We start from the raw sequence: 14,436 nt of genomic DNA, 5'->3' as shown, positions 1-14,436 counted from the left end.
GGGCATTCCTTCGTCCTCCTCAGGCCCGAAAGCCTACTTCAGGGAGGACCACTTTTCAGGGGGCAGACCAGCGCCGCGGATCATCGTGAGTGGCGCGCCACCTCGCCATGCAGGCCGGCGGAGTGCGCTCGGCGGCGCCTCTTCCTGGCCACTCCCGCGCTTCCATATTTTTGCCCTAGCCCTGCGCCATTGCACGCCCCGACCAGACCAGCGCGGACATCCCGCGGCGGTCCCCGTTCACTACCCTACCTTTGCGAAGGATCCGCTCGTGCTAAACCTCATGGCCCATCTCGACATCGATCGCATGGAGCGGCGCAGCCTGTCGCGCGCCGCCGAGCTAGGCCGCTTCCAGACCTTCCTTGCGCAGCGCCGCGAAGCCGGGCGTTCGGCGATCCGGGCGATCGGCTGGCACGGGATCACGGGACGGGGGAAATCCACCCTGCGCCAGCTCCTCGAGAAGGATCTCCAGGCGCGCCTCCAAGACGGCCAGTCGGTCGCATACGCGTCCCTGAGCCTAGCGGAGTGCGGGGATCTGGACAGCGTCCTGAGCATCCGCGCCCAACTCGCCCATCGCAGCCGGATCCGCTTCCCTGCCTTCGACTGGGCCTTCATCCGCTGGTTTCAGATCGCCCATCCCGATGCCGACATCCGCCAGCGCCACGGCAACCTCTTCACCCGGACCCCCGCTAAGGACATGCACGCCGAAGGGCAGGTTTCGGACGAGATCCTGTCGTGGATGTCCGACATCGGCAAGGATCTCCTGGGGACCTCTCTCGACGTCGGGCTGAGCCTGGTTCCTAGCCTTAAGCTCTTCGACGCGACCGCCCGCAAGGGGTGGCGCAAGCTCGACGCTTGGTTCCAACACAAGGCCATTCGGGACCAGCTCCGCTATCTGGAAACCCTCGGCAACGACGAACTGCGCTCCGTCCTGCCACATCTACTCGCCTTCGACCTGGCGCGCTCGCACGCGGAGAAGCGCTCGCCCGACCTCCTCGTGCTCGTCCTCGACGACGCCGAGCTGGCCAGGGCGCGGAGGGTGGTGAACCTTCCCGACCACAGCTGGATCGAGGCGCTGATCGCCAACACCCCCGGCCTCGACGCCGTACTGCTCAGCCAGCAGCCCGTCGCGCTGCCGCATTTGCGCCAAGTCGCCGTCGACTGGCAGGAGCTGCCACGGTTCGGCGAGGAAGATATCCGCGCCTTCTTGGACGCCTGGGGCCTAGACCCGTTCAATGCCATTGAGGCGGTCCATGCTCATGGCGAGCCACTCTTTGCGCGCCTTTTCGCGGAGGAGTACGGCTATCGGGACTTCGATTCCGGCCCCCGGCCCGGCCTAGACCCCACGGACGACGTGCGCCGCAACTATGCGCGGCAGGTGCTCGCCGGAGAAACCCCCGAGGACGTCCGGCGGCTCGCGCTCGCGACCTTCCTGAACGAGCCCAACAGGGACGAATACTGCAAGGCCGCCGAGCATGTCTTCGGGCGCGGCGCGGCGCTCGACTGGGACCGCCTAGCGTCCAAGCCATATGTCCGGTCGGAGAACGGCCACATCGACCTGGACCAACCACTTTGGGCCTCGCTCCAGGTGCTCTTCCGCGACACGGAGCGGGACTTGCGGCTGGCCGTGCGGGACTACCTCGCCTCCACGCTCCGCTCCATCCGGACGGAAGGCTCCGTCGGTCAGGACACTTTCAGACCCGTCCTCGTCCTCCTCAAGGTGCTGGACTGGACCGATCCGTCCAGCGTTCCGTTGCTTCGGGAGGTCTACGAGCGCCACTTCCGGACAGGCGACTTCGGGACCGTCCGCGACCTTCTGGACGAGATCCGGAGGGAGTTCCGCAAGGCTCCGGGCGACGCCGAGCGGGACCGCGACCTCGCTGCTTTCGAGCACGTGGCTCTCTGGGAGCAGTTCCGGCGCCTGGGCGATCACGACGAGGCCTGCGAGCAAGCCGAAGGGCTGGTGAAGATCATAAATAGCCGGTCGCAGCGCCGTCCGGGCGACCTGATGGAGCCGATTGCGATGATGGCGGACTCGGTCATCGCCGGCGCCGCCGATGCGCGCCCAGTTGCCCGAAGCGTCATGAACCAGCAGGTCCGGGGACTTACAGGGCTCATCGAGCGCTACTTGTGGCTCCAGTTGGAGCAGCGCAGCGCCGCTCTGTTCCTTGCCGCCGCAAGGAATGAGGACCCCGCGAGAGCCCGGGCGCTGGCGGATCTCGACGTCCTGACCCCGGGCGCGCGGTCGTCGATTCAAGCCATCATCCAGGGCCAGCAGCTGTCCCGCTTGCCCACCCTCCTAGAGGAGGTGCAGCGGATAGCCCAAGCCATGGAGGCCGCTCGATCGGCCGCACGGGGCAACTGGCTCGCCCTCCAGGGGCTGCTCTGGGACAAGGACAACCTGATTGACACCCTGCGCGCCTTTGCGGGGCTCCTGGCCCAGACGGGCCGGCGGCTCTGCGCCTTGGAAGATTACCGTGAGATTGGACGCGGGTACCTCAAGCTCGCACTTGAGCTGTCCTACCAACTCGGCACCGCGCTCGACGACCTGTCCGTCCGGGCGCTCGCAATTCTCTCGGAGGCGAACGAGGCCAAAGGTCCCGGCATCCGCGAAGGGATGGTCCGCGTGGAGTTCGAGGGCGAGCTGGCCGAGTCGGTGCCGGACAGCCGACGGGCGGGCCGGCTCGTCGCCACACTCGTGGATGCCTGTCACGAGCGGGGGGACTGGGTAGAGGTCATCGCCCTTTGCCGGCGATTCGAGGCCTTGGTGGAGGGCTGGGTTCAACGCGCAAACCGCGACGACGTGGCGGTGATCTACGCGGCCTATGCAACCGCTCTCTTCCGGTCGGGGCGGCTCGAGGAAGCGCGCTGGAACTGCGCCTTCGCACGCCAGGCCCTAGACGGCCTCGGTCCGATCTACGTCAGGCAGCCGAGGGAGCACCAGCTCGGGCAGACGATCCGGCGCGTGGTCCAGCTTGAGCGCGACTTAGGAGCGGACACGCCGCCCTCCTGAGCCTCGGGCGGGGGACAGCCCCCGCCCGACTGCCATTACTCCGCCGCGGTGTCCCGGTTCCCCAACAGGCCCGCCCCGTGCAGGCCCGCCATGACGGCCATCGTCTGGTCCGAATGCGTGAAGCGTCGATGCTGCGGGTCCCACATCCCGCTCTGCTGCCCCATAGCCTCCAGCATCGCGGCAGCCGCTTGGCGCAGCCGCTCGTCCGGCTTAGCCTTCAGCGCCCGCAGCGCGCCGGGGTCAGTGGTGAGGTAGACGTCCTCGGCCCCCGGATAGCTGGGCAGCGCCAAGCCCTCGCGGATGAGCTCGATCCCTAGGTCGCGACCGCCCGCCAAGATCGTGGCCCGTGCGATGTTGCTGTCCTCAGGCCGCGCCGGAGCCACGACTCGAACGTTTCCGCAAGCCAGAAGATCGCGCAGCCGCGCCTCGTGCCGGCGGCGAACCTGCGCTGGCGCCGTCTCGGGCAGGAAGGCCGAGATGGGGCGGAGATGGACGAACAGGTTTCCGGGCTCGAAACGGCAGTTGAGTCCCCCCGACACCGGAACGACCCGGTCCGGCGTCCTGGGCGCAGGGTCCCGGAGCAGCTCCAGGACCAACTCCTCGGCTGACTCCCGCTCGGTGTACATCAGATGCACGACGTGGAGAGCCACCTCCTCCGACAGAACAGCCATGGCGGCCTGCGCATCCTCTAGGTTCCTCCGGCCGGCGACCTCGCGCCACAGCATCAGCAGCAGCATGACGACAACCACCGCCGGGACGACGTACATGGCGATCGTGCCGAACAGCACGACCATCACCGCGATGCCCACGAGCCCGCCCAGGGCCGCCGCTGGCGAGATCAGCGCCAAGAGCAGCACCCGTCCCACAAGGCCCAGGACCTGCCCAAGGAAGCCCAGCACCCCGAGGGCGAGGTGCCCGGCCCCTGTGGCCAAGAGCGAGGCGTTCGCGCCCGCACCCGCCGGGAGCGGGCCGAAATGCGTCGCGAGGAGGGCGTCGAACCCCTGGGAGAACTGCATCTCGCCGGTAGCGCGCTCGACTCGGATCAGTCCGTCGGTGGCCTCCACGCCATCTTGGATCCGTTCGACGAAGACCTGCTGCGAGTTCGACGACTCGGGGCAGGCGGCGAGTGTCAGTGTCGCGTTGCCGAAAGGCACGCTGAACGGGGTTTCGGGCAAGAGGTGTCCTTTCGGTCAGAAGATGAGGATTCTCGCGGCGCCGGGGCGCAGGCCCGGAGCCCCGTCCTTGAAAAGGGACGCCGACCGCCTGCGCCCGTGACGCAGGCGGCCCGCTTGGGCGCGCCAGTTTCGTGGAGGGGAAGGGTCTCAGACTCGCATGGGGGTCGGGGCCGTTCCTCGGGCTGATGGCGATCAAGGGGCGGTTGAGCCGAACTTCGCCCCACTGCCGACGATCGGCGATGTCGCGCATCCTACCCAGTGGACGGTGACAAAAGTGAGGCGGCATCCGGAACGTTACATGCGCCGCAAAGACACTGCCCGCGACATGGGACGACTTGGCCTGATCCGTCACGAGAGCGCGCAGTGAGCCTCCGCCTCACTCCGCCGCCGCCCCTTGCGCATCGAGCCGTCCCACTGTCTCGAGCACTGTGGCCAAGCGCGTCTCGTCGGCCGGATGCGTGCCCCAGAAGGACAGCGCGCCGCCGGGCGTCCGGGGCTCCTCGGGCTTTGCGAAGAAGCGGGCGCCCAGCACCGGGTCGAAGCCTGCTGCGCGTGTGATGTAGGTCGCGATCACGTCGGACTCGAGCTCGTAGGTCTGGCTGAAGGCCATCTGCCCGACCGCCGCCCCCGCGTTCATCATGTTCTGCATCTCACGGCTGTCGCCGCCCGTGTAGCGGTAGGGGTTGGCCGCCGTGGCCTGGGCCTGGCCATAGGCGGTGAGCGCCCCCAGGATCAGCGCGCCGGCCACTGCCTGCTGCTGCTGCTTCTCAATGTGCTGGGCGATATGGTGGCCGAACTCGTGGCCCAGCACAAAGGCCAGCTCGTCCGGGTTGCGGGCGTCGGCGATGAAAGGCAGCGTAATGGCCACCTGCGGTTCGCCCCTGGACCCGTAATGCTGGTAGGCATTCCGTTCCGCCGTCTTGGCGTCGACCGAGATGGTCACGTCGCAGTTGAAGCCCGGAATCTCCGCCGTCTGGGACCGGCAGAACTGTTCGGCTACTGGCTCCACCTTGGCCACGACTCGCTGATACTGAACCATCGCCATTGCGGGCGCGAGGCGCTCCCCCCGCTGCGCGGTCGCAGGGTCCTGCTCCTCGGCGAACATGGCGCGCGCCTGGATGAGGTTGGCCTCGCTCGCCGGGGGAACATCGTAGGTAGTTCCACAAGCGCCGAGCACGGTCAGGACGGCAAGAGAGGCGCAAGGGACGAACGGACGGTAGGGCATAACGATTCCTAACTGGGTCACGGCTTCGTGAGGATGTCAGGTGCCCTTGCAGGACGACAGGGGAGTTCAAGAAACGGACTGTTGCTGCGCCAGCGTCTCGTTGCCCGACACTCCCCGGGATGTTGGCCAGAACCCGCCCGTGTTAGCGTGGCCACCAGCCCTTCCGCGCCTTAAACAGTACCTCTCATCCCGCAATCCTGCCCTTCAGACGTTTTCGGTACCCCTGCCCTGTCGGGCACCTGTCTCGCCTAGCACGTCCCCGACTGGGGGGCCCAACCTTGTACGAGACGCTCCAGGGCGCCCCCCTTTGGTGACCCTTTCGGAGAGCACGCACCATGGGCCATGCCGACCTCCTCGACTTCAAGACCTACTCCATCCGTCACGAGGGCTGGCCCATCGAGATCGGCATCGCGCGGATCGTCGGAAACGGGGCTGATGCCGAGTCCCGCCTCATCCGGCCCCACCCCAACTTGGATCCCAGCCTGTGGTCGTGCCAAAGCGAGGCGATCCACGGCCTGTCCCGCGACTTGGTCGAAGCCGAAGGCATAGACCCCGCCGGGCTCAACGCCTGTTTCGCAGTCCTCAACGATAGCATCGTTGTCTCGGACGCGCCCACCTTCGAGCGCCGCTGGCTCCTGCGCCTGCTGCGGACCCGCTCTTCCTTGCCCTCCATGCGGCTTCGAGACTTTGACTCGTTCCTCGCCATGACGCTCCCGGATAGCGCGGCGCCGGCCCGCGCTTGGGGCCTTTTCGAGCGGCACGCTGTCCCCCATCGGGCCGCCGGTGATGTCCTGCGGCTCGCCTGCGCCTGCTTGGCCGGGCGGAGGACCTAACGAACGTCGCTCCTTCCGCCCAAACCCACCGAAAGCCAATGGCGACCGCGGTCCTGTCCCTTTGCGGAGGCCTGTTTGCGAGCGCTGCGTCAGTCCATCCCCGATCCCGGGGGCAGGCTCCGGGCATCTGCGAGCTCGTCCGCATAGCCACCCGAGGCCAGCTCGTCGAGGAAGACCTCGGCCCAGTCGGGGTCCCCCAGGTTCGGAGCCGCCGCGCCGGCGGTATACATGAGTGTGTCCACCACGGTCATCAGGGCCCGGTTGGTTCCAGGCCCCCAGACGCCGTCGATCGTTCCTTCATAGAAGCCCTCGGCCTGAGCCTGCTGCTGGACAGCCATGCGCAACTCCGGGCTTCGCGCCGCGAAGGCGTCCTCGAGGGGCCCGCCGGCCATCGCCGCGCCGCCAAGGGTCGCCAAGCCCAAGGCAATTGCGGTCCTCTGCATCAATCGTGTCATGTGTCACCTCGTGAAGGAAAGCGTCGGAGAAGCGTCCCGTGCGGTCCGCTTCGTCGCATGACCGGGCTTTGCGCCTGAAGTATGGACGGATCGGACCGGCCGTGAATCTATGCTGTGAACCATCCGGCGTCTTTCGGGGCGATTGTTGCTGTCCCTCGACGATCTCGGCGGGGTCCTAGACGGGTTCCACGGAGGGGATGGGGGCCTGCAAGTGCTCGGCGGGCTCGTCCGCCTGGAGGAACTGCCAGATCGTGTCCCGCTCGGTGTCGAAGGCGATGCGGGTGGCGGCTCGGTCTCGTGCCCCGGCCTCACAGCCCGGACCCTCCGGTTCGGGCGCCAGGGCGACGGCGGCGCTTTCGGACGCCAGACTCCACGCGTGCCCAAGCGTCGACCCTCTCGGCCGCCTGTTCCAAGAGCCAGAGTTCCAGTCCGGTGAGCCTCGACGCCCTTCTACTCGGCCAGCACCTCGGGCCAGGGAGAGCGCCGGATCGCCCGGTGCGCGAGGTCCTCTGATCCGAAGAGGGGTGGCGACCACCGCCTCGGGTCCGATCCGGGCGCTCTCCCGCTCGCCTCACTTCTGTCGTCGTCTGATCTCGCGCACCACGCTTTCGCGGACGCGGAGCTGGCTTTCAATCATCTCCATCCGGGTAGCGCCGCGATAGGCCTCGGCGAGGACCTGCTCCGCCACGCGGATCACGTGGGCGATGCGGTCGTTGCGGCGGCGGTGGGGGGTCTTGTCCTACGTCATGTCTGTCTAGCCTCCATGCAATGCCGGCCCGCCGGAATGGCAGGCGCGGGATGCATCGGAAGGTCGGAGAGGGATCAAGACATCAAGGTGATATATGCGGGGAGGGTGCGCGGATCAAAGCCCTGAGATCACCGTGGCGCCGACCGTGTGGAGCCTGCCACAGTCCCCTTTGCGCTCCGGGCTCAGGTTAAGAACCCACCCAAGTTGTTGTCCAGCGGTGCATCTATGCGTCTCGATAGATTCGATAATCTCGGCGTCATCGTGCTGCCACAGGTCTGCTCCATCGGGCGGTATTCTGATCCGGAGCCCATCATGAAGCCTTCCTTGCTTCTCGCAACCCTTGCTGCCCTGAGCCTTCCCGCCGCTGGGTTTGCCGACGAACTGGCACCAGGCACGGTCCGGATCGCCTCGCGCCTGTTCCTCGCCCCCGACCTCCCCGAGCGATACGCGGGTGCGATCGACTTCTTGCCGCTCACCGAGATGGATTGGCTTTCTCGGATCGTCAGGGATGACCCCGTGCTCGACGGGATGATCCTGCATGTCGAACGGCCCATGATGCCCCCGGCACAGGGTCTGGGCCCCCAGGGTGCGGTCAGCCGAATGAGCAACGCGGGCGGTGTGCCGGAGCAGTTCCGGGCCGAAGGTCTGCTGTCCACCACATTGCCCGGTAGCAACGTCCACAGCATGTTCCTTTACCGGCCCGATGTGCCCGAGCCCGACTTTGAGGTGGCCTGCTACATCGATCAGACCTACTCGGAGGAGTTGTTCAACCTCTGCTCGCTGCGTGCGACCTATTCCCTGGACCGCGCCATACTGCTCACGGCTAGGTACTACTTCCCGCCCGAGCCCCTCGACGTCCTCCAGCACCGTTTCGAGGCCATGGTGGACCGCATGCGCGAGATTACCCTCTGCCTCGACGTGACAGAGGCGATCCCCGCAGACCCCCAGGCCTCGCTTGACGCGCTCTTGGCCGCGACCCCCCGCCTGGTCGGATGTGACGCCAAGCTGTCGTCCTGATGGGATGCAGGCAGACTGCATGGCTCATCGCGCCGTGCCGGTGGACTTCGGTCGCCAGAGCTGAATAAGTCCGCTATCGGTCGCTGATCGGATGGTCCGCAGACCGTCGGCTTCCTCCGTCAGGTCCCCATCACAGGAGCCACGGTCCCCGTTCCGTGTCACGACTTTCCATCGGCTCGCGGCGGCCTAAGCGGCGTTGGCACTCGGCCTGTCCAGAAGGGCGGGAGGGCTCTGGGCCCGCGATGAGGCGGGTCACCACGGGCCCAGGGCGACGCAGCTTCCGCAAACGTCTGGGATGCGGCAGGGGTCGGGGTGGGCATCACCTGGGACTTGAGGGCGCGCGCCGGTGCTTACCGCACAACGGATGGCGAGAGGCGCCCTAGGCCGGGGCAGGCCGCTGGCGACCGTTCGGGCCGGCCGCCAGCGGCCACGCTCTCATTTCATCATCGTATCGACAATCGGCGGGGGCAAATCGCCCCGGGCCTCGCCCCAGGTGCGCATCGCCTCCCCGTCGAGCTTCATCGCCACAAGGATGCGGCCGTCGCGGAGGTTGAGAGCCACGGCGCCGTATTCCTGATTGCACATGTGCGCCCGGCAGCCTGTTCCCGACACCCAGTCGCCGTATTGCCGCATTTCCGGGGCCACGGAGAAGGTCCACTTTGCGTCCTCATACGCGTCCTGGCCCATGAGAGCCACGAGCGGGGCCTGCATGCTCGCATCCCCGAACAGTTCGTAGGACGGCCGGCCGTTCCAGGCGGAAAGGTCTCCCGCTGCAGCAACTGCGCCTGAGGCGCGGCGGCATTCCATGATGTCTCCGGACTCGGGCGAGGACCAGGTGAGGCCCGTGGCCGTGACATCCATGAGGGCGAAACGGTAGCCGTCCTGCATGGTGACGAGGTAGTCCCCGGGAACCCCGGCTTCGATGCTCTGGATCGGCTGGCCTTGGTAGGTCTGGGCGCTGAAGGTCATGGGGCCGCCGTCGCAGTCCCACGTTCCCTCGAAGGGGAGAGGTTCAGCCAGGGCAGGGCCGGCGAGAGTGATGAGGACGGCAAGGGCTCGGAGCAGCACGGAACTTCCTTGATTAGGCTGAAGGGCGGGACTCGAGGCGGGCGGGCTACCGCTCGCTTCGAAAGCTGGATGGGGTGGCGTCTTAGGATCGTCAACTTGCTCGAAACGAAGCGGACAAGATGAGCCGCGCACTATGGCTTGACGGAGACGCGTGGGCGGACCTCCAGCTTCGGAGGTTCCGCTGGAGGCAGAGGGCTCTGTTGAGCAATCCGCCCCGAGAACAAACTGCCCCTAACCCTGATGAGCTTCATCCACCGCGAGGCGTCTCGGGCGTCCCGAGGGCTGTGAAGCGGTTCAGGAGGGCGGCGCGGATCTGAAGCGCGGTGGACTGGCGATTGGTGGTTCGGGCTGAGTGCCGCTCGCCAAGGCCACCGCCTCGCGCCTGAACTCGGGCGGGGCACTCCCGCTTCGTCTTCATCGTCGATCGCCTTACTCGCTCCTGTCAGGAACGCATCGGAGGCGTCCACCGAAGCGGAGAAAGATTAGATCGATGGTTTCGTCGCGTACTGGACGGGCGGCCTTCAGCGGTCGGCACCAGACGCCTTCGACGCCACGCCCGAAGGCGGCACCTTCCGCAGGCGCAACAGGCCACTTCTTCGGCTCATGGCCCAGGACGTGATCGACGTGTTGACGGGCACGATGTTCTAAGCGGCGCGGACATCTCCTGCACCTTAGCCTGGCGGCCCGACCTGCCCCAGAAGCGTCCTGTGGCTCCGCCGTCACCACACCCTGGTCACGGAGGAAGGGCATCAGCTAGGCAATTGCAGTTGCCGGCGACGCTCGCCACCAACTCAGCCATCATCCGGCCTGGAGACCGTTCTTGAACTCGCAAGTCTCGATCGACGAACTTTCGATCCCCAAGGAGGTCCGCGAGGAGGCGGATTTCTATGGACTTGGACCTCAGCAAATCGCGGAGATGTTTCGCGCCGAAGAGCACCGGGTCTTCTACCGGGTCCGCTTCTATGGCGATGTAACGACCATGAACGACATCTTCGTCCCGGGATATGAGGGTCCGGCGAATGAGACGAAGCAGGTGATCGATGCGGGTTCAGGTGAGGCTTGGCAAGAGAAGCGGCACGCCCGCCTGCACGAGGACGAGTATCTCGAAACGATTGCCGACGATCTGCGAGCGATCGCCAAGCTGCCCTACAAGATCTGGACCACGGAGGCCAGGTGGTCAGAAACCTGCGAACGCTGTCATGGGCAGTGCATGGACGTCTGCACGACCTGCCGGCGGGCAGGACGTGTCACCTGCACTGGGTGTGGGGGGCACGGCAATGGCACCTGCTGGAGTTGCAGCGGACGAGGCGCCGGCTGCAGCACCTGCTATGGTCGAGGCAATCATGTCTGCTCGGGCTGCAACGGCATCGGCACTAGGCAGTGCTCATCCTGCAGCGGCAAAGGGGTCCGCGCCTGCCGGACCTGCCAGGGCAGCGGACGGGAAGCGAAGAAAAGCCGCAAGGCCACCCATATCTCCTGGCATTCCAGCATCGACGAGATCTCCACTCCGGTCAATCCGGCGGAGATCGAGGAGTTCCTGAACGTGAGTCCCTTCGGCCTTGCGAGCGAACCGTCCGCACGGTTCGAGAAGAAGAAGTCCTTTGTCCGAGGCAGCCAACTGGCAGGGGACTGGACCGTCGAAGGCCCTGTCCGCATCATCCGGCATGCGGATGGCCGCGTGGTCAGCATAAGCGGCGCATCGAGTCCGGCCGTCCTGCCCGCCGGGGCACATGCGGTCTTTCGTGAGCGATTCCTGGATCTTCTCGAGAAGGGCCAATGGGCGGAGGCCTCGCAGTCGCGCCTTGGCCAACTCGTCATCGAGCATGCCTTGGGGGCCTGGAAGCCCACCAACTATCGCAACAAGGAAGAGGTCGTTGCCAACTATCTTGGCAAGGAGTTCGTGAAGGCCACCCGGGCACGGGCGGCCAAGGATCTCTGGCCCCGCATCCGTCGGGGTCTTTGGCCCCTTATGGCGATGATCCTGTTCGCATGCTTCCTCCTCGGCACGCAGGCCGGCGACAGCCTCTCTAGAGGACCTTCGCCGGAGGGTCTTACAGGCTTGGGCTTCCTTCTCGTCCCGGCGATCCTCTCGCGCCCGTTGAGTTGGTTCTGGTACCGCTGGGAAATCCTTCGCGTGCGGTGGATGGGGTTCCACCCTTCCATCTACGGCCGCATGATTCCCGACCCGAAGACGTGGCGGCTTGTCCTGATGGCCTATGCCGCGGTGGCGGCTGGCGTCGCCTTCGATCCGCTGCGTGCCATGGTTCTGGAGGTCCTGCACTGAGGTAATCTCTGGCCCAGGTCACGCCGCGTCTTCATCGAACGCGGCGCGACCTGCTTCAGCGCTTCCCGAAAAGGAGTGATGTCGGAGTCCGGTTTCACCTTGGCTCGAACGGCTCACTTAGAGATGGGTTGGCGGCCTAAAACTACATCCTCCTGCGCCTGCAGCACGAGCTGTGGACACAGGCGTGCGCACGGTGGCATCCGGGGCCGAGCAGACGTTATCATGGCCCAACAGCTGAGCTAGGTCGCGGTTGAGCAGGCTGCGGCCATCGTGCCTCGAGCAAGCGGCCTCAATCCAGCCCTCGGCGAGGAGGCGGTCGAGGCAGTCGTCGCATAGAAGGGGGCAGCCCCGAGGATCGAGGCGCGCCTTGCTGGGCCTCAGCCAGAGGAAGGTGGTCCCGATATTTCGCGAGGCGGGGGCGGCATCCGATGAAGAAAGCCCCGTTGGCGGCTTCGTCTCCGGGATGGCCGCAGGCATCGTAGGTAAAGGTGTCGTCGGACACGACGGTGCAGTAGTCCATGATCGCCCTCGTCGCTGGAGGGCAGGGGCCCCGGTGGCCTAGGAACGCCGGAGCCCTGCGATTGTGAGGGGACTGTGGACGCAATTCCGGAATGGCGGCCGGCCTAGAGCTCCGGCGTAACGACCGAGCCCAGGCGCTGCTTGTCGGCCTCGATGCGAAGGACGTTCCCGTGCCGCCAAGTGGCCCAGAAGTCGGCCAGCATGAGGTCGAGGTCGAGGACATCCATATCGAGGCGCCCGGCCAGGCCGTCGCCGTCGAAACTCGGCTGGATGTCGGCGCCGACGATGGCGAGGCAGGAGACCGGGATCTCCTGCATGCTCCATGAGCCGACCATGCCGCCGGGGAGCGAGAAGGCGGGCACTTCGCCGCAGTCAAGGTCGTACAACCGGACCTCGGGCCGGTTACCGGCGCGATCGAACACCCAGATGGGTTGGTCCTCGTTGGAGGGGATGCCGTTGGGCGTGCCATACTTGGTCGTCAGGCTGTCGCGGAGGCTGCTGACGGTCACGCCGGTCTCGCTGGTCATGGTCCAGCTCCGGCTGACCCGCATGATGCGCGGCTCGGCGCCGTCCCCTTCGACCTGGGCCGTGAAGCCGAGCCCCACGGTGTCCCATTCCTGTCCTTCGTTCCTGACCCAGTTCAGGTCGGTCACGGTGAAGCCCTCGCCCTCGCGGAGTTGGGGCTCCTGAAGCGCGTAGCCCTTGTCGGACAGGATGGCCTCGGCCTCGGCCGCGGTCATGCCGGGCCGCACGCCGAGGATGTCGGGCGCGACGAAGCCGGAGGGCGTCTCGGCCTCGGCCAGCGGCCGCAGGACGACGGGGACGGCGATCTCCTCCACCCCCTCGAGCCCCTGGGCGAGCGGGCCGTCGAGGAATTCGAGAACTAGCATGTCGGCGCCGTCGTCCCGGAAAGCGAAGGTCATCGCGTCGGGGCAGCCGCCGTCGCTGTCGCCGTCGATCGAGCCGCTGGCAGTGCCGGGCTCGACGGCGAGAATGTAGCGGCAGTTCGCGCTGAGAATCTCGTCCGGGACCGGGACGTCCAAAGTGATCTCGCCGACCGCGCCGAGAAGCATAACGTCGAACGACGCGTTGGCCGGAGGGCCGTAGCTCCCCGACCAGTAGCCCTGGAGATCGGCCAGTACGTCTTGGGCCTGGGACGCTGTGGCCGCGGCGATCAGGACGGTGGAAAGGAGAGCGGTGCAGGAGTGGGTCATGAGCGAACCTTGCGAGGAAAAGGAGAACGCCCGGATGCGCGGCGGCGCGAGCCCGGGCCCGTTGCAAACTGGAGACAGATCGCGCTTGGAGGCGAGCCGGCGGACGGGAGTCACGACGGGTCGGGCTTGCAGATGTCGAACATACCATCGATGTCGAGGTTCTCGCCGTCGACGATCTTCCAGATCTCGGTCGCCGTTTCTCCTCTCACGGCGATGGTCCCGTCGTCGCGGATCTCGTAGGGCAGCTCCACCGTGCGGGCAAGGAACTCGGCCCGGAGCCGTCCCTCGCCGTCGAAGGTAAGTTTCTGGTAGAAGCCGCAGTTCGAGTAAGACTTGCCCTTGAGCGCGTCGCCACCGCAGCCCGCGAGCAGGGTCGTCGACAAAGCCGCGAGCAGCCACGTCCGTTTGATCGTCATGAGATTGCCGTTCCCTCTGTTCTGCCAACTGCTGGACGCTGGGCGATGTTGTGCAGGCTACGGACCGGGACAGGAGCCCCGCACGAGCGTGGCCAGCGGACGAGGTTCGGCTGGAGTCCCACGAGATGCTTGGCCCTACTGCTGCATCGCGCGGATAGTAGTCGTACCGCTCCACGGCTAAAATGCGGCCAAGCCCGAAAAGCGGGCAACAAGCTGATCTCGTTCTGAGAACAGCGGAAACGAGGTCGTCTCCGCCGAGCCCTTGCAGGCCCCGGTTTCGCCCTGCTCTGCCCGCAGCCCGTGCTGCCTCACTTCTGTCGTCGTCTGATCTCGCGCACCACGCTTTCGCGGACGCGGAGCTGGCTTTCTATCATCTCGATCCGGGTGGCGCCGCGATAAGCTGGCCTGCCCCAATCGGGTGGTCCGGGTTCAGACTTAGTGCATGACCGGCTTGGGCGCTACGACTGGGGTG

11 protein-coding genes and 1 pseudogene are annotated in these 14,436 nt (G+C 66.5%); 4 read left to right on the top strand and 8 right to left on the bottom strand.

All coding sequences use genetic code 11. From position 1 onward, the window contains the following. Window positions 1–268 precede the first annotated feature (268 nt). Window positions 269–3,010: a hypothetical protein gene (locus FHG66_RS20315; RefSeq protein ID WP_139078977.1), complete on the top strand. Its 2,742-nt coding sequence runs from the start codon at window positions 269–271 to the stop codon at window positions 3,008–3,010. Between the two features lie 35 nt (window positions 3,011–3,045). Here FHG66_RS20315 and FHG66_RS20310 read toward each other — a convergent pair whose 3' ends face one another. Next, window positions 3,046–4,185: a hypothetical protein gene (locus FHG66_RS20310; protein WP_139078976.1), complete on the bottom strand. Its 1,140-nt coding sequence runs from the start codon at window positions 4,183–4,185 to the stop codon at window positions 3,046–3,048. A gap of 376 nt (window positions 4,186–4,561) precedes the next feature. Beyond that, window positions 4,562–5,410, bottom strand: a complete 849-nt coding sequence (locus FHG66_RS20305) for a M48 family metalloprotease (protein WP_139078975.1) — start codon at window positions 5,408–5,410, stop codon at window positions 4,562–4,564. Window positions 5,411–5,745: 335 nt separating this feature from the next. Here FHG66_RS20305 and FHG66_RS20300 point away from each other — a divergent pair, with 335 nt between their 5' ends. Beyond that, a complete protein-coding gene (locus FHG66_RS20300; RefSeq protein ID WP_139078974.1) occupies window positions 5,746–6,243 on the top strand; it encodes a hypothetical protein in 498 nt (165 codons plus the stop codon). 89 nt (window positions 6,244–6,332) lie between these two features. Here the strand turns inward: FHG66_RS20300 and FHG66_RS20295 are convergent, their stop codons facing one another. Continuing rightward, a complete protein-coding gene (locus FHG66_RS20295) occupies window positions 6,333–6,698 on the bottom strand; it encodes a peptidoglycan-binding domain-containing protein (RefSeq protein ID WP_139078973.1) in 366 nt (121 codons plus the stop codon). 571 nt (window positions 6,699–7,269) lie between these two features. After that, window positions 7,270–7,395, bottom strand: coding sequence for a hypothetical protein (locus FHG66_RS22720; RefSeq protein WP_281282980.1), 126 nt, complete (start codon window positions 7,393–7,395; stop codon window positions 7,270–7,272). Window positions 7,396–7,758: 363 nt separating this feature from the next. Here FHG66_RS22720 and FHG66_RS20290 point away from each other — a divergent pair, with 363 nt between their 5' ends. After that, entirely contained in the window at window positions 7,759–8,463 is a 705-nt protein-coding gene (locus FHG66_RS20290) for a hypothetical protein (protein WP_139078972.1), read from the top strand. 435 nt (window positions 8,464–8,898) lie between these two features. Here FHG66_RS20290 and FHG66_RS20285 read toward each other — a convergent pair whose 3' ends face one another. Both FHG66_RS20285 and FHG66_RS21770 read right to left on the bottom strand, forming a co-directional pair. Further along, window positions 8,899–9,531 (bottom strand): hypothetical protein, encoded by a 633-nt coding sequence (locus FHG66_RS20285; protein WP_139078971.1) that lies wholly within the window; start codon window positions 9,529–9,531, stop codon window positions 8,899–8,901. A gap of 247 nt (window positions 9,532–9,778) precedes the next feature. Further along, window positions 9,779–9,961, bottom strand: a pseudogene (locus tag FHG66_RS21770) (hypothetical protein); the annotation flags it as partial. A gap of 390 nt (window positions 9,962–10,351) precedes the next feature. Here FHG66_RS21770 and FHG66_RS20280 point away from each other — a divergent pair. Then, the gene (locus FHG66_RS20280; protein ID WP_139078970.1) at window positions 10,352–11,815 is read left to right on the top strand and encodes a J domain-containing protein; all 1,464 of its coding nucleotides are present in this window, start codon (window positions 10,352–10,354) and stop codon (window positions 11,813–11,815) included. Between the two features lie 623 nt (window positions 11,816–12,438). On the opposite strand, the gene FHG66_RS20275 is transcribed toward FHG66_RS20280, so the two are convergent. Then, window positions 12,439–13,548, bottom strand: coding sequence for a hypothetical protein (locus tag FHG66_RS20275; RefSeq protein WP_139078969.1), 1,110 nt, complete (start codon window positions 13,546–13,548; stop codon window positions 12,439–12,441). Window positions 13,549–13,658: 110 nt separating this feature from the next. Continuing rightward, window positions 13,659–13,964, bottom strand: coding sequence for a hypothetical protein (locus FHG66_RS20270; RefSeq protein ID WP_139078968.1), 306 nt, complete (start codon window positions 13,962–13,964; stop codon window positions 13,659–13,661). Window positions 13,965–14,436 lie beyond the last annotated feature (472 nt).

Origin of the sequence: Rubellimicrobium rubrum, from assembly GCF_006152115.1 — a bacterium.
GTDB classification, from domain to species: domain Bacteria; phylum Pseudomonadota; class Alphaproteobacteria; order Rhodobacterales; family Rhodobacteraceae; genus Rubellimicrobium; species Rubellimicrobium rubrum.
This window is presented reverse-complemented; position numbering and strand designations above follow the sequence as displayed.

What these genes read in the sequence shown, in the direction of transcription:
- FHG66_RS20290 (WP_139078972.1), top strand. Translation starts at nt 7,759, where the DNA reads ATGAAGCCTTCCTTGCTTCTCGCAACCCTTGCTGCCCTGAGCCTTCCC.
- FHG66_RS20305 (WP_139078975.1), bottom strand. Translation starts at nt 5,410, where the DNA reads ATGCCCTACCGTCCGTTCGTCCCTTGCGCCTCTCTTGCCGTCCTGACC.
- FHG66_RS20295 (WP_139078973.1), bottom strand. Translation starts at nt 6,698, where the DNA reads ATGACACGATTGATGCAGAGGACCGCAATTGCCTTGGGCTTGGCGACC.
- FHG66_RS20300 (WP_139078974.1), top strand. Translation starts at nt 5,746, where the DNA reads ATGGGCCATGCCGACCTCCTCGACTTCAAGACCTACTCCATCCGTCAC.
- FHG66_RS20270 (WP_139078968.1), bottom strand. Translation starts at nt 13,964, where the DNA reads ATGACGATCAAACGGACGTGGCTGCTCGCGGCTTTGTCGACGACCCTG.
- FHG66_RS20275 (WP_139078969.1), bottom strand. Translation starts at nt 13,548, where the DNA reads ATGACCCACTCCTGCACCGCTCTCCTTTCCACCGTCCTGATCGCCGCG.